This is a genomic window from Micromonospora antibiotica (assembly GCF_017599305.1).
Classification (GTDB): Bacteria; Actinomycetota; Actinomycetes; order Mycobacteriales; family Micromonosporaceae; genus Micromonospora; species Micromonospora antibiotica.
In genome coordinates this window covers 11,716-25,523 of record NZ_JAGFWR010000022.1, presented here as the reverse complement: position 1 = coordinate 25,523, position 13,808 = coordinate 11,716, and the positions used below count along the sequence as shown (strand labels likewise).

Annotated in this window: 13 protein-coding genes; 5 read left to right on the top strand and 8 right to left on the bottom strand. The window is 70.9% G+C overall.

Going from position 1 to position 13,808, the window contains the following annotated elements; genetic code table 11:
* The first annotated feature begins 150 nt into the window (after positions 1–150).
* Positions 151–1,257 (top strand): winged helix DNA-binding domain-containing protein, encoded by a 1,107-nt coding sequence (locus tag JQN83_RS26005; RefSeq protein ID WP_208569785.1) that lies wholly within the window; start codon positions 151–153, stop codon positions 1,255–1,257.
* Between the two features lie 672 nt (positions 1,258–1,929).
* On the opposite strand, the gene JQN83_RS26000 is transcribed toward JQN83_RS26005, so the two are convergent.
* The 5 genes from JQN83_RS26000 to JQN83_RS25980 all read right to left on the bottom strand — a co-directional run bounded on the left by JQN83_RS26000 (position 1,930) and on the right by JQN83_RS25980 (position 6,650).
* The gene (locus tag JQN83_RS26000) at positions 1,930–3,135 is read right to left on the bottom strand and encodes an ABC transporter ATP-binding protein (protein ID WP_208569784.1); all 1,206 of its coding nucleotides are present in this window, start codon (positions 3,133–3,135) and stop codon (positions 1,930–1,932) included.
* Between the two features lie 8 nt (positions 3,136–3,143).
* On the bottom strand, positions 3,144–3,977 hold the full coding sequence (locus tag JQN83_RS25995) for a carbohydrate ABC transporter permease (protein ID WP_208569783.1): 834 nt from the start codon (positions 3,975–3,977) through the stop codon (positions 3,144–3,146).
* 1 nt (position 3,978) lies between these two features.
* Positions 3,979–4,878, bottom strand: a complete 900-nt coding sequence (locus JQN83_RS25990; RefSeq protein ID WP_067308257.1) for a carbohydrate ABC transporter permease — start codon at positions 4,876–4,878, stop codon at positions 3,979–3,981.
* On the bottom strand, positions 4,875–6,167 hold the full coding sequence (locus tag JQN83_RS25985; protein ID WP_372444136.1) for an ABC transporter substrate-binding protein: 1,293 nt from the start codon (positions 6,165–6,167) through the stop codon (positions 4,875–4,877). Before JQN83_RS25985 ends, JQN83_RS25990 begins: the two co-directional genes overlap by 4 nt.
* A gap of 228 nt (positions 6,168–6,395) precedes the next feature.
* Complete coding sequence (locus tag JQN83_RS25980) at positions 6,396–6,650, bottom strand: flavin reductase (protein WP_208569781.1); 255 nt, start codon at positions 6,648–6,650, stop codon at positions 6,396–6,398.
* A gap of 293 nt (positions 6,651–6,943) precedes the next feature.
* Between JQN83_RS25980 and JQN83_RS25975 the strand changes: the two genes are divergently transcribed.
* From JQN83_RS25975 to JQN83_RS25960, 4 genes are all read left to right on the top strand, one after another.
* Positions 6,944–7,741, top strand: a complete 798-nt coding sequence (locus JQN83_RS25975; RefSeq protein ID WP_208569780.1) for a helix-turn-helix domain-containing protein — start codon at positions 6,944–6,946, stop codon at positions 7,739–7,741.
* The gene (locus JQN83_RS25970; RefSeq protein ID WP_208569833.1) at positions 7,738–7,920 is read left to right on the top strand and encodes a DUF397 domain-containing protein; all 183 of its coding nucleotides are present in this window, start codon (positions 7,738–7,740) and stop codon (positions 7,918–7,920) included. The genes JQN83_RS25975 and JQN83_RS25970 overlap by 4 nt, the downstream gene beginning before the upstream one ends.
* 318 nt (positions 7,921–8,238) lie before the next feature.
* Positions 8,239–8,670: a RusA family crossover junction endodeoxyribonuclease gene (locus JQN83_RS25965; RefSeq protein ID WP_208569832.1), complete on the top strand. Its 432-nt coding sequence runs from the start codon at positions 8,239–8,241 to the stop codon at positions 8,668–8,670.
* A gap of 47 nt (positions 8,671–8,717) precedes the next feature.
* Positions 8,718–8,993, top strand: a complete 276-nt coding sequence (locus JQN83_RS25960; protein ID WP_208569779.1) for a hypothetical protein — start codon at positions 8,718–8,720, stop codon at positions 8,991–8,993.
* A gap of 178 nt (positions 8,994–9,171) precedes the next feature.
* Here the strand turns inward: JQN83_RS25960 and JQN83_RS25955 are convergent, their stop codons facing one another.
* The 3 genes from JQN83_RS25955 to JQN83_RS25945 form a co-directional block, all read right to left on the bottom strand.
* Positions 9,172–9,861, bottom strand: coding sequence for a L,D-transpeptidase family protein (locus tag JQN83_RS25955; RefSeq protein ID WP_208569778.1), 690 nt, complete (start codon positions 9,859–9,861; stop codon positions 9,172–9,174).
* Between the two features lie 397 nt (positions 9,862–10,258).
* On the bottom strand, positions 10,259–10,978 hold the full coding sequence (locus JQN83_RS25950) for an HAD family hydrolase (protein ID WP_208569777.1): 720 nt from the start codon (positions 10,976–10,978) through the stop codon (positions 10,259–10,261).
* 55 nt (positions 10,979–11,033) lie between these two features.
* A complete protein-coding gene (locus JQN83_RS25945) occupies positions 11,034–13,772 on the bottom strand; it encodes an MGH1-like glycoside hydrolase domain-containing protein (protein WP_208569776.1) in 2,739 nt (912 codons plus the stop codon).
* Positions 13,773–13,808: the final 36 nt, after the last annotated feature.

Below are 13,808 nucleotides of genomic sequence, written 5' to 3'. Positions count from 1 at the left end.
CCTGCACGGGGGATCGCGCTCCGCCGGTTCGGCAACCGGCGTAGCGCGATCAGGGGTCCCCACCACATGACCACCGCGCTGCGCGCCCGGCGGTGACGGTCCGGTCCGGGTGTGCCGGCCGACGTCGGGGGTGCTCCCTATGCTGGCCGCATGGTGGAGCTGACCGGCGGCGAGGCGCTGACGTTGCGGATGACCGCGCTGGGCCTGCGGGAGCACCCGGGTGGCCGGCCGGTGGACGTCGCCGGGGTGGTGGAGTGGTTCGGGGCCATGCAGGCCCAGGACGCGGCGAGCGGCCTGTGGTCGCTGGGCCTGCGGCTGCCCGGTCACACCGAGGCCGACGTTCGCGCCGCCCTGGAACGACGCGAGGCGCTGCGCACCTGGCCGATGCGGGGCACCGTACACCTGGTCCCCTGCCGCGACGCCCGCTGGATGCTGGAGCTGACCGGGGTACGCGCCCTGGCCGGGGCACCGGCCCGCCGGGCCACGATCGGGCTGACCGAGGCAGACGCCGACCGGGCCGCCGACGTGCTCGGCGCGGCGCTGGCCGGCGGCGGCCGGTTGACCCGCGCCCAGTGCCTGGCCACCCTCGCCGCCGCCGGCATCGACACCACCGGCCAGCGCGCCTACCACCTACTCTGGTACGCCAGCCAACGGGGTGTCACCTGCATCGCCCCGCACGTGGGCACCGAGCAGACCTTCGCGCTGCTCGACGAGTGGGCCCCCGACCCGCACCGGCCCGAGCGCGACGAGGCGCTGGGCATCCTGGCCCGGCGCTACTTCCGCAGTCACGGGCCGACGACCCGGCGGGACTTCACCGGCTGGACGGGGCTGACCGCCGCCGACGCGAAGCGCGCCATCGCGGTCGCCACCGACGCCGGGCAGTTGGCCGTGGTGCACGTCGACGGCGTGGAGTCGCACCTCGACCCGGCATTGCTCGACGCGCCCCGCCTGCCGGTGGACGACGTCCACGTGCTCCCCGGCTTCGACGAGTACCTGCTGGGCTTCAAGGACCGCACCCTCATGGTGGACCCGGCGCACGTGCCGGCGGTGATCCCCGGCGGCAACGGCGTCTTCCAGTCCACCGTGGTGCGCGGCGGCCGGGTGGTCGGCACCTGGAAGCGCCGCCTCGCCCGGACCAGGGTCACCGTGACGGTGCAGCCGCTGGTCCCGCTGGACACGGAGATCAGACAGCGGGTCGGGGCGGCGTTGGAAGGCTACGCCCGCTTCCTCGACCTGCCGTTGCACCTCTCCTGGTAGCCCGCCGCATCCCACAGCCCCTCGTGCCGGACCTCCCGGCCGCCGCCCGCGCCGCACAGCCCCCACAGGCAGCACAGCCCGCCTGGGCCGGGCAGCCCTCCAGGACGGCGCAGCCCTCTTGGGCCGGGCAGTCACCACGGGCCGGGCAGCCGCCACGAGCCCGGTAGCCGCCACGGACTGGGTAGTTCCTGCGCGCCGCAGTGATGCGCACACATCCCGAACACCTTGCCCCGGTGGCAACTCAGCGCAACTCTCGGCAGTGTTACTGCCAGTAATCGGCTGCCTCGGCCACCGAGAAGCCCGGAACCCCACCACCATGTGCTCTGAACTGGGAATTCACCGAAATGCCTCGCCGACCGCCACTACACCCACCCGACCCCTTTGCTCTGCTGCCATCTACGCGACAGTTGCGGAACGTGAGCGTCGCATGGGTGGCAGCAGAGCAAAGGGGCCGAAGGCGGTAGGGCGAGGCGGACGCTTAGGTTACTGTCCGTGCTGGCGGGTGGCGGCGAGCCCCGAGGTCGGCTCGGACGGCGCAGGCCATCACCGGCCTCGTGGGCAGCCGCACCGGGCCGCTGCGTCTGCGGCCCCAGCGGGGCTGCGGCCCCAGCGGGGTGGGCCGCCGCTGGGTGGGCCGCCGCCGCTGGGGCCGGACGTCCGGGCCGGGAGGGATCAGTCGCCGAGCGTGCCGGCCGACCGACCCTCGTGCAGGGTGAGATTCCGCCCGTTCGACGGGTCGAACAGGTGGATCTTCTCCAGGTTGAACCAGACCCGCCGGTCCTCGCCCTCCTGCACCGGCGACTCGGCCGACAGCCGGGTCACCAGGTTGCCCCCGCCGCCACTGAAGTCGGCACCGGCGTCGGCGGCCAACTCCTCCAGCTCGGCGGCGCTGGCCCGCTGCCCCTCGACGGTGAAGTAGACGTACTTGTCGGAGCCCATCGACTCGACGATGTCGGCGGGGGCGGTGAACTCCATGCCCCGGGCCCGCGCCTCGTCGTCGATCAGTTCGGCGTCCTCGAAGTGCTCGGGGCGGATGCCGAGGATCAGCTCCCGGGGCGCGTCGGCCCCCTCCAGCTCGCGGCGGATCCGGTCGCCGATCGGCACGTCGCCCAGGGCGGTCCGCAGCTTCCCGTCCTCCACGGCGGCGTGCAGGAAGTTCATCGACGGGGAGCCGATGAAACCGGCGACGAAGAGGTTGCGGGGGTGGTCGTACAGCTCCTGGGGCGGACCGACCTGCTGGATCGCGCCACCCCGCATGATGACCACGCGGTCGCCGAGGGTCATCGCCTCGGTCTGGTCGTGGGTCACGTAGACGGTGGTGGTGCCGAGCTTCTTCTGCAACCGGGACACCACGGTACGCATCTGCACGCGCAGCTTGGCATCCAGGTTGGACAGTGGCTCGTCCATCAGGAACGCCTTGGGCTGCCGGACGATCGCCCGGCCCATCGCCACCCGCTGGCGCTGCCCACCGGAGAGGTTCGCCGGCTTGCGGTCCAGCAGCGAGGTCAGCTCCAGCACCTTCGCCGCCTCGTCCACCTTCTGGTCGATGGTCGCCTTGTCCAGCTTGGCCAGCCGCAGCGGGAACGCCATGTTCTCCCGGACGGTCATGTTCGGGTAGAGCGCGTACGACTGGAACACCATCGCGATGTCCCGGTCCCGTGGCGCCTTGTCGTTGACCCGTTGTCCGCCGATGCGCAGCTCACCGGAGCTGATGTCCTCCAGCCCGGCGATCATGTTGAGGGTGGTGGACTTCCCGCAGCCGGACGGACCGACCAGGATGACGAACTCGCCGTCGGCGATCTCCAGGTCGACGTCCTGCACCGCGACGGTGCCGTCGGGGAAGCTCTTGCTCACCTTGTCCAGCACGATGTCAGCCATTTTGTCACCTATCCCTTGACTGCGCCGGAGGTCAGACCGGAGACGATGCGGCGCTGGAAGAAGAGCACGAACAGGATGATCGGAATGGTGATCACCACGGCGGCGGCGCAGATCGCCCCGGTGGGGTCCTCGAACTGCGACTCGCCGGTGAAGAACGACAGCGCCACCGGCACCGTACGGGCCCGCTCGGTCGAGGTGAGCGTGATGGCGAACAGGAAGTCGTTCCAGCAGAAGATGAAGACCAGGATCGCCGTGGTGAACAGGCCCGGGGCGGCCAGCGGGGCGATGACCCGCCGGAACGCCTGCGCCTGGGTCGCGCCGTCCATCTTCGCCGCCTTCTCCAGGTCCCACGGGATCTGCTTGAAGAACGCCGACAGCGTGTAGATCGCCAGCGGCAACGCGAAGGTGATGTACGGCAGGATCAGCCCCGGCCAGGTGTCGAAGAGGCCGAGCTGCCGTTCGATCTCGAACAGCGGCGACACCAGCGACACCTGCGGGAACATCGCGATCAGCAGGGACACCCCGACCAGCAGGCGCTTGCCGGGGAAGTCCAGCCGGCTGATCGCGTACGCGGCCATCGCGCCGAGGACCACCGCGATGAGCGTGGCGATCAGGGCGATGCCGATCGAGTTGACCAGGGCGCGGACGAACTGGTCGGTGTCGAAGATGCTCCGGTAGTTGTCCAGCGTCCACTCCCGGGGCCAGAACTTGCCGTCGGTGAGGGTGGCCGGGGTCTTGAACGACAGGGAGGCGATCCAGAGCACCGGGACCAGGGCGAACACGACGACGATGACGTCGATCAGGCCCCAGCGCAGCTTCGCCCGGGTGGTGGTGTCGGCCATGTCAGCGCCTCTCCCCGTCGTCGCTGCCCGGGGCAGCGGTGCCGAACAGCTTCACGAAGACGAACGCGATGATCGCCACCGTGATGAAGATCAGCACGGACATCGTGGAGCCGATGCCGAGGTTGAGCCCCCGGATCAGGTTGTTGTAGGCGAGCATCGACACCGACGAGGTCTCGTTGCCGCCGTTGGTGAGCACGAAGATGTTGTCGAAGACCCGGAACGCGTCCAGGGTGCGGAACAGCAGCGCGACGAGGATCGCCGGCTTCATCACCGGCAGCATCACCTTGGTGAACCGCTGCCACGCCGTCGCCCCGTCGGTGGAGGCCGCCTTGAGCAGGTCCTCCGGCACCAGCGCCAGCCCGGCCATCAGCAGCAGGGCCATGAACGGGGTGGTCTTCCAGATCTCGGCCAGCATGATGATCGCCAGCGAGCTGGCCCGCTCGGTCAGCGGGGCGCTGCCGTCGAACAGGTTGGCCAGGTAGCCGGTGCCGGGCGTCCAGGCGTACCGCCAGGAGAACGCGGCGACGACCGTGACGATGCCGTAGGGGATGAGCGCGGCGGTCCGCACGATGCCCCGGCCGACCAGGGTGCGGTGCATGACCAGGGCCAGCCCCATGCCGAGCACCAGTTCCACCGCCACGGTGACCACCGTGATCAGCATGGTCACCCCGAACGCGGTCCACCAGAACTCGTTGCTCAGCACGGTGACGTAGTTCTCCAGCCCGATGAACTCGCGCTGGTCGGGGAAGCGCAGGTCGAAGCGCTGCAACGACAGCCAGACCGAATAGATGATCGGGTACGCGGTGACCAGCACCATGACCAGCGCGGCCGGGGCGCAGAGCAGCCAACCCAGTTTCCGTTCGGCCTTCTTGTTCTCGCTCAGCGGGGCTCGCCGGCTCACGGCAGGACCCCCTTGGACTGGAGCGCGTCGGAGATGGCCTTACGCAGCTCCTTGGCGGTCTGCTCCGGCCTGATCGCCGACGGCGGCGACAGGATCGCCGACATCACCGTGGAGATGCTCTGGTACGCGGGGGTCAGCGGACGGACCGCCGGCTCCTTCAACTCCTCCAGGATGGTCTCCTTCATCGGGTACGCCTCGTCCATCTCCGGATCGTCGTAGACCGCCTCGATGGTCGGGGGCACCCCGTCGTTGATCGCGGAGAACTTCTGGTTCTTGGCGTCCCGGAGGCACTTCGCCACCTCGAAGGACTCCGTCGGGTGCTTGGAGTAGGCGCTGACCGCCATGTTGACCCCGCCGATGGTGACCTTGCTGGGGGTGTTCGCGTCGATGCCGGGCACCCGGGCCCACTTGACCTTCTTGGCCAGCTCCGGGTCGGCCTCCTGCAACGCCGGGTAGACGAACGGCCAGTTGACCTGGAAGGCGCCCTTGCCGGACTGGAAGTCCAGCCGGACCGGATCCTCGGTGGAGTTGCTGAACGACGGTGACGTCACGCCCGACGTGGCGAAGCGCTGGAGCTGGTCGAGGGCCTTGACGGTGCCGTCGTCCATCACGGCCTGCTTGCCGTCGTCGCTGAGGATCTTGCCCCCGGCACTCTCGGCGAGCGTGTTGTAGAGCACCACCAGGCCCTCGTACTGCGCGCCCATGGTGAGCACCTGGTACGGCTTGCCCTGCCCCTTGAGGTCCTTGGCGACGGTGATCATGTCGTCCCAGGTCTTGGGTGCCTGCGGGACGAGGTCGCTGCGGTACCAGAGCAGTTGCACGTTGGTGTTCTTGGGCGCCCCGTAGAGCTTGCCCTCGTAGCGGGCGGTGTCCAGCGGGCCCGCCAGGGTGCCCTGCTCAACCTCGCTCTTGTCCTGACCGGTCCACTCCCGGATCCACTTCGCGCTGGCGAACTCCTGGGTCCAGGTGACGTCGAGGCCGAGCACGTCCATCCCGCTGTCCTCGGCGGCCAACCGGCGGACCAACTGCACCCGCTGGTCGTCGGCCTGCCGGGGCAGCACCCGGTAGGCGATCTTGTAGCGCCCCTCGGCCCGGGTGTTGCAGTCGTCGACCACCTTCTGCAGGTTCTGCTCGGGCGGGTAGTACAGGTTGATCGTGGGCGTACCACCGCCACCGTCGTCGGTGCCGCACGCGGCCAGCGGCGCGACCAGCGCCAGCGCGGCGGCGGCCGCCCCGGCCCGGAGCGCCGGCCGACGCCGGTGTCGGGCCGTTCCGGGGTCCGTCATCACCCTCCCCCTCTCTTCGACGAAAACCGGGGGGTCACCCGTGCCCCGGTGCACGGCTAGCCGGTACCGCGCCGCTGAAGTGCGGAAACACGCCGCTCCGACCGATGCCTGCGCCTAGACTGCCCGACCTGCGAAGCCGTGAAACCTGCCGGTAACCGGAGTCGGGACGGGTGGGACCGGGCCCACCGCGCAGGCGTCACCGGCGTCCGGGTCGTGCCCGTGCGGGCGGTTTCAGCGCCGGGCCCTGGCCCAGGACAGGAAACGTTCGGTCATCCGAGCCGGCGGGTGTTCCGGGTGCAGTTGGGTGAGCTGGTTGGTCGCCTCGTGCATCAGGGTGCCGAGGTAGACCAGCAGCCCGGTGCGGTCCCTGCGGTACTCGGTGAGCAGGGCGAGCTTGGCCGGTTGGCAGGGCCACTCCCGGCCACAGTTGCGGCACCGCCACAGCGGGCGCATCGCGACGTGCGGGACCGGCGGTCGGACCACCATCACCGCCACCTCCTCGAATCGTGGGCGCGGTCGGCACCGGCCGTCGCGGCCCGGGGCCGACCGCATCGGCATGGGACTGGAAGGGGCCGCTCCCGCACGGGGGGGGTCGGGAGCGGCCCCGGGCAGGGCCCGCTCCCGCCCTCACCGGCTGCCAGCGGGCCCGCCACGGGTGACAGTCTGCTGATCGGACCACTACTGTCGATACACGCTCACGTCATCTGCGCAGCTCAGCGGGGTGGGTGAGCGACCACGAGCGACCCGCCGGTCCGCGGTGGGCAGGAACCGGGGGTGTGATGGGGACGGCTACCGACTACGTGTTGGAGGAGTTACGCCTATTCCGGGCGTCACTCGCACTCAGCCAGGAGGATTTCGGTAAGGGCATCGGCTACTCGGGGTCGCACGTCAGCTCGGTGGAGACCGGCGGCCGGGCACCCACGAAGGAGTTCATGAAGGCCGTCGACGGCCACCACGACACCGGCGGGCGCTTCCTGCGGATGCTGGACCGGTTGGGCCGGCTCGACGCCGAGCCCGCCTGGCTGCGGGAGTGGATCGAGTTCGAACGGGGGGCGACCACGCTGCGCTGGTTCGAACTGGCGTATGTGCCGGGCCTGTTGCAGACCGAGCGGTACGCCCGCGCGACGCTGGCCGGCGGCCGGTTCGCCCCGGAGGACGTCGACCGGATCGTGGCGTCCCGGCTCGAACGGCAGGCGATCCTGCGGCGGGAACGCCCACCGCAGCTCATCTGCGTCATCGACGAGGCGGTGCTGCGCCGACCGGTGCTCGACCAGCCGGGGCTGATGATCGAGCAGTGCGAGCACCTGGCCCGGTTGACCGCCGAGGAGCACATCCAGGTGCACATCGTGCCGACCGACGCCGGCATGTACCTGGGGTTGGCCGGGCAGTTCATCATCGCCGAGATGCCCGACGGGGAGCGGGTCGCCCACGCGGACAACCAGCTCACCGCGCAGATCGTCGATACGCCGACCGATGTCGCTACGCTGGCCAGAACGTGGGAGATCGTGCGGAACGAGGCGCTCCCCCGCCGGCAGTCAGTCGAGCTGATCGAGGAAGTGGCGAAGTCATGGACATGATGACCCCGCAGTGGCGGAAGTCGACCAGGTCCGGCGGCAACGGCGGATCGTGCGTCGAGGTCGCCGACAACCTGCCCGGCCGGGTGCTGGTGCGCGACACCAAGGACCGCGAGGGCGGCACCCTTCACTTCGACCGTACGGCCTGGACGGCGTTCGTCGGCTACGCCAAGCGGCACTGACCCGGCCGGCCGACCGGGCTCCCCCGCACCACCGGGAGCCTGGTCGGCCCCGGCTCGCCCCGCTCCTGGTCGCCCGCCCCGACCGGCATCGCGCGTCGGCTTGTCGACGACTGTCCGGATGGCGGGCGCGGTGGGCTGTCCCGGGCGTGCCGGGTGCACTAGCGTTGATGCACTCACTCCACCAAGCCAGCGCGTCGCCGTCGTAGTCGATACGCCTCCGGCCGACATCAGCCTGCCCGTTCGGTGGGTTCTCCCGCGAACTCCCACTGCGCGCCCCCGGCCCGGGCAGGATCGTCCTCAACGAGGAGGTGCCCCGTGGTGCAGGACACCCGCGCTCTCGCCCTGACGTTCGAGGTGAGCGGCCTGCCACCGGTGAAAACCGAGGCGCTGTCCATCTTCGCTGCCGGCCATCGGCAGGCGACGAGGGTCCGCGCCCTGCTCGAGGCGGCCTGCGCCGCGGCCCAGCAGACCGGCTGGACGCCGTTGGCCGGGCCGATCGAGGTCGACCTGATCCTGCGGTGCCCACCCGGGCACCGCACCTCCGACGCCAGCACCCTGCTGGGCGGGGTGTGCGCGGTGCTCCAGGACAAGAAGCGGGTGGCCAACATCGGGCTGGCCCATCTCGGGGTCCTGGTCGACGTCGCCCTCTACGTCGACGACCGGCAGATCCGCCGGCTGTCGTACCGGGAGGAACCGGCGGAGGACTTCTCGTACCAGGTCCGGGTGGCCGACGCGTCAGCCGTGGTTTGACCGACGTCCGCGGTGGGGTACCGCGGACGCCGACGAAGGGAGCGCCGATGTCGGAGCCACATGTCACCCTCGACCCGAGAGGGCTCGATCCGGTGCAGCAGAAGCTGCGCGGCCCACTGGAGGATCAGCTGACCTCGGCCCTCCAGGCGGCCACCGACCGGGTCCGGGCCGGCTACGCGGGCGAGCCGGTCGAGCAGGTCTGCCAGCAGCTGCTCGACGAGACCCGGTCCGGGCTGCACCCGGACATCGCCGCCGGTTTCCGGCCCGACATGGACGAGTTCTGCCGGGTGGCGGTGGCGATCGTCCGGGACGAGATCGCCTGACCCCGGCGCACCGCGTGCCAGCTCAACCCCGACCAAGGCCCTGCACCGGCCAGGGCGCACCCCGACCATGCCCTCCAACGGCCAGGACCCGACACCGGCCGAGCCCACCAGCCAGGACCGACACCGGCCGAGCCCACCAGCCAGGGCCCGACACCGGCCGAGCCTCACCGGACGGGGATCAGTAGCGGCCGAGGTTCTGGGCCGGGCAGATCACGATGCGCGGGGCGTGCTTCGGGTCCAGCCAGCGCAGCACGGTCACCAGGTCGGCGTGCGACATGCTGACGCACCCGGCGGTCGGGCCGCCGCCGGCCTTGCTGAACTCGTGCAGAAAAATGCCGCTGCCGGCGTCGGGCACGGGCTTGGGCACGGTCGGCGGCATGTTGTAGGTGATCACCGCGAAGTGGGTGTACGCCGGCACCTCCCGCCACAACGCCTCGCTGTATCCGCCGGGGTTCGTGCTGCTGTGCTGGAACGTGTTGTAGGCCGCCGAGTTCGGGTTCTCGTTCCACCAGTCGTCGGTGACCACCCGGTGGTAGGGGAAGCGCACGCCCGGGTTGGCGGCGATGCCGTACATGGTGGGGCCGAAGGAGTAGACCCCGGTCGGGGTGGTCGCCACCCCCTCGGTGTGGTTGTCGCTGAACCCCTTCGCGCCCAGCCGGGCGGCCAACGGGGCCGAGACCGCCACCCAGCGCCCGCCCGCCTGGTGGAACGTCTCCACCGTGGCGTACGTGGTGGAGTAGCTGCTGCCGGTGACGATGACGACCTGGCGGGTCCCGGCGGGCAGGGTGGTCAGCCGGGAGGCCCGGTTCGGTGGCGGGAGCGGCCGCCCGCGACCCGTCGCCGGTGCCGAGCCGGGTGTGGTTTCCATCCCGAGATGATCGCACCACGAACGACACCCGGTGTCCCGAGGATCGCCGGGCGCTGGTCCGGTTGGGTCAGGGCCGGGTCCGCAACTCCCCGGCCCTGACCGCCAGCCGTCCGGCCCGGCAGCGGTGGTCGCCGGTGCGAGCACGACGGGCGGGGCAGGCCGCCCACGTCGGGCCCGACACTCGGGCCAGGCCGCCTGCACTCAGCTCCACGGTGCCCCGGGCGTCGGACTTCGGCGCGTCCCGGCCACCCCGAATGGCGCCGGACGCGGGCCCAGGTTAGGCACCCGTCGCCGGGCCGGGCAAGCAGGTAGGTGGGGGCTGCGGGGGTGATTCCCGCCGGGACGGAATTGCGGCATCCCGGCGTGACACGGTCGGCCGGGTCGACGCTGTTGGCGCTCAGAAGTGGGCGAGCAGATCCGGGAAGGCGGCCAGCCGGATCACCCCGGTGTCGGCCGGGTCGAGGTCGTCGTTCTCCAGCACCCAGGTGTTCTCGTTGGGGATGAACACCGCCCGCATCCCGGCCGCCCGCGCCGGCAGGATGTCCGACTTCGGGGAGTTGCCGATCATCCACGCGTCGGCCGGCGCGAAGCCGTGTTCCCGGGCCAGCCACCGGTAGGTGCCGGCGTCCTTCTCGGCCACGACGTGCGCTGCGGTGAAGTGGTGCAGCAGGCCGCACGCGTCCAGCTTGCGTTGCTGCTCCTCCCGGTCCCCCTTGGTCAGCAGCAGCAGGTCGTAGCGGGTGGCCAGGGCGTCGAGGGTGTCGGCTACCCCGGGCATCAACTCGACCTGGTGGTTGACCAGCGCGGTGGCCAACCCGTCGATGTCCGCACGTTCCCGGTCGGTGGCCGGCCGTTCCCGCAGCCGCTCCAGGCACTCGCCGAGGCTGCGCAGGAAGACCTTGCTGCCGTAGCCGTGGGCCACCGCGTTGGCCCGCTCGATGTCGTCGAGCACGGTACGGATCTGGGCCCGGTCGAGGCTCGGATGGTCGAGCCAGTCCAGGAAGTCGTCGATCACCCGCTCGAACAGGACGTTGTTCTCCCACAGCGTGTCGTCGGCGTCGAAGATCAGCGTCGTCGCGCCCGCACCCGGGGCCGCTCCGGTCCCACCCGCACTCATCCGGTCCCCTCCCGAAAGGATCGCCCCGCCCGGACGGCGACGGCCGACGGACACGCTAGCGGCCCGGCCCGCCCGGCACATCCGGGTTGTCCCGGCGCAGGGTCAGGATCAGGTCGGCCACCAGCGCCGTCCACCCGGTCTGGTGCCAGGCCCCGAGCCCCGCGCCGTTGTCGCCGTGGAAATACTCGGGGAAGGCGATCAGGTCCCGCCAGTCGGGATGGGTCTGGAACAACTGACACGCCCCGTAGATCGGCCGGCGGCCCCAGTCGTCCCGGGTGAACAGTGAGATCAACCGGACGGACAGGTCGTCGGCGATCTCGTCCAGGGTGCACTTGCGCCCCGACCGGGTCGGGTACTCCACCTGCAGGTCGTCGCCGAAGAACGCCGCGTAGTCACGCAACGCGCTGATCAGCAGGAAGTTCGTCGGCATCCAGATCGGGCCGCGCCAGTTGGAGTTGCCGCCGAACAACCCGCTCGTCGACTCGGCCGGCTCGTAGCCGACGCAGAACTCCTGCCCGCCCAGGTCGACCGCGAACGGCTTGTCCAGGTGGGCCCGGCTCAGCGTACGCAGACCGTAGTCGGAGAGGAACTCGTCGGGGTCGAGCATCCGGGCCAGCAGCCGGACCACCTGCTCCGGACCGACCATGGACAGCAGCCGCTGCTGACGCCCGTCCGGGCCGAGCCGACGGGCCCCGATCACGTCGGCGTACTCGGGCCGTTGGGTGAGGAACCAGCGCAGCCGGGCCCCCAGCTCGGGCAGGCGTTGCAGGGTACGGGCGCTGAGCCGGGTGGTGGCCGCCAACGGCAGCAACCCCACCACCGAGCGGACCTTCAGCGGCACCTGACTGCCGTCGGCGAGGCGCAGCACGTCGTAGAAGAACGCGTCCTCGGCGTCCCACAGCCCCTGCGAGTAACCGGCGGCGGCGATGTACGCGAAGTGTTCGAAGAACTTCGTCGCGGTGTCCACGTACGCCCGGTCGTGCTCGGCCAGCACGATCGCCATGTCCAGCAGGTTGAGGGCGTACATCGCCATCCAGCCGGTGCCGTCGGACTGTTCGAGGACCCCGGCGACCGGCAGCGCCGCCGAGCGGTCGAACGGGCCGACGTTGTCCAACCCGAGGAAACCGCCCTCGAACAGGTTGTTGCCGCCGGTGTCCTTGCGGTTGACCCACCAGGTGAAGTTGAGCAGCAGCTTGTGCATCACCCGGGCGAGGAACTCGTGGTCGCGCCCGCCGTCGATCTCGAACACCTTCAGCGCCGCCCAGGCGTGCACCGGCGGGTTCACGTCGCCGAACGCCCACTCGTACGCCGGGATCTGGCCGTTGGGGTGCAGGTACCACTCGCGGAGCAGGAGCAGCACCTGCGCCTTGGCGAAGCCCGGGTCGACCCGGGCGATGGTGACGCAGTGGAAGGCCAGGTCCCAGGCGGCGTACCAGGGATATTCCCACGGGTCCGGCATGGAGATCACGTCGAAGCTGGTCATGTGCCACCAGGCGCTGTTGCGCCCGTGCCGGCGGCCGGCCGGCGGCGTCGAGCCCGGGTCGCCCTCCAGCCACCGTTTGACGTCGAAGTGGTAGAACTGCTTGCCCCACATCAGCCCGGCGATGGCCTGCCGGGCGACGAGGGCCTCGTCGGCGCTGGCCGCCGCCGGGATCACCCCGGCGAAGAAGCGGTTCGCCTCGGCCCGCCGGGCCCACACCACCGCGTCGAAGCCCGCGCCCAGCTCCGCCGGGGCCGGTGCGACGGCCCCGGGCGGCGGGGCGGTCCGGGTCAGCCGCAACCGGATCTGCCGCTGCCCGCCGGCCGGCACCTCCAGCACGTAGTGCAGGGCACCCTTGGTGCCCTCCCGGTCCGGGTTGACGGTGGCCGCGCCGGCCACCACGTGGTCGTTGATCCCGTCCTTCGGGTACGGCGAGCGACCGGCCAGCCCCCACAGCCGCTCGGCGTTGGTGTCGTTGTCGCAGAGCAGCGGAACCGGCTCGCCGTCGCCCTCCAGCAGGATCTGCCCCAGCACCCAGTGCTCGCCGACCAGCCGGCCACCCTCGCCGGTCAGCCGGGGCACCCGGTCCGCGCCGGGCGGACCCCAGGCCCAGGTGTTGCGGAACCACAGCGTGGGCAGCACGTGCAGGGTGGCCGCCTCGTCGGCCCGGTTGGCGACGGTGACCAGGATGCACATGTCCGTCGGGGACGCCTTGGCGTAGTCGACGGTGACCGCCCAGTACCTGTCGTCGTCGAAGATGCCGGTGTCGACCAGCTCGTACTCGTTCTCGTCCCGGCCGCGCAGGGCGTTCACGGCGACCAGCTCGTCGTACGGGAAGGCGGCCTGCGGGTAGTGATAGCGCCAGCGCATCCACGAGTGGGTGGGGGTGCTGTCGAGGTACCACCAGTATTCCTTGGCGTCCTCGCCGTGGTTGCCGCCGTCGCCGCCGAGGCCGAACATCCGCTCCTTGAGGATCGGGTCGACGCCGTTCCACAGCGCCAGCGCGAAGCAGAACGTCTGCCGGTCGTCGCAGACGCCCGCCATGCCGTCCTCGTTCCACCGGTAGGCTCTGGACCGCGCGTGGTCGTGGGGGAAGTAGTCCCACGCCGTGCCGTGTTCGCTGTAGTCCTCCCGTACCGTCCCCCACGCCCGCTCGGACAGATAGGGACCCCATGCTCGCCAGTCCTGCTCCCCGGCGTCAGCCTGGGCGAGCCGGAGCCGCTCGGCGTCGGGGGACGGGGCGTCGGAGGGCGATCTGTCGGTGAGCACCTGCACATTTTCGACGCCGCCGGGGTACTTGACCACAGCGGCCATTGTCGTCGTGGCGTGTTACACCTCGCCGCCACAGGA

What these genes read in the sequence shown, in the direction of transcription:
- JQN83_RS26005 (WP_208569785.1), top strand. Translation starts at nt 151, where the DNA reads ATGGTGGAGCTGACCGGCGGCGAGGCGCTGACGTTGCGGATGACCGCG.
- JQN83_RS26000 (WP_208569784.1), bottom strand. Translation starts at nt 3,135, where the DNA reads ATGGCTGACATCGTGCTGGACAAGGTGAGCAAGAGCTTCCCCGACGGC.
- JQN83_RS25995 (WP_208569783.1), bottom strand. Translation starts at nt 3,977, where the DNA reads ATGGCCGACACCACCACCCGGGCGAAGCTGCGCTGGGGCCTGATCGAC.
- JQN83_RS25980 (WP_208569781.1), bottom strand. Translation starts at nt 6,650, where the DNA reads ATGGTGGTCCGACCGCCGGTCCCGCACGTCGCGATGCGCCCGCTGTGG.
- JQN83_RS25975 (WP_208569780.1), top strand. Translation starts at nt 6,944, where the DNA reads ATGGGGACGGCTACCGACTACGTGTTGGAGGAGTTACGCCTATTCCGG.
- JQN83_RS25970 (WP_208569833.1), top strand. Translation starts at nt 7,738, where the DNA reads ATGATGACCCCGCAGTGGCGGAAGTCGACCAGGTCCGGCGGCAACGGC.
- JQN83_RS25960 (WP_208569779.1), top strand. Translation starts at nt 8,718, where the DNA reads ATGTCGGAGCCACATGTCACCCTCGACCCGAGAGGGCTCGATCCGGTG.
- JQN83_RS25955 (WP_208569778.1), bottom strand. Translation starts at nt 9,861, where the DNA reads ATGGAAACCACACCCGGCTCGGCACCGGCGACGGGTCGCGGGCGGCCG.
- JQN83_RS25950 (WP_208569777.1), bottom strand. Translation starts at nt 10,978, where the DNA reads ATGAGTGCGGGTGGGACCGGAGCGGCCCCGGGTGCGGGCGCGACGACG.
- JQN83_RS25945 (WP_208569776.1), bottom strand. Translation starts at nt 13,772, where the DNA reads ATGGCCGCTGTGGTCAAGTACCCCGGCGGCGTCGAAAATGTGCAGGTG.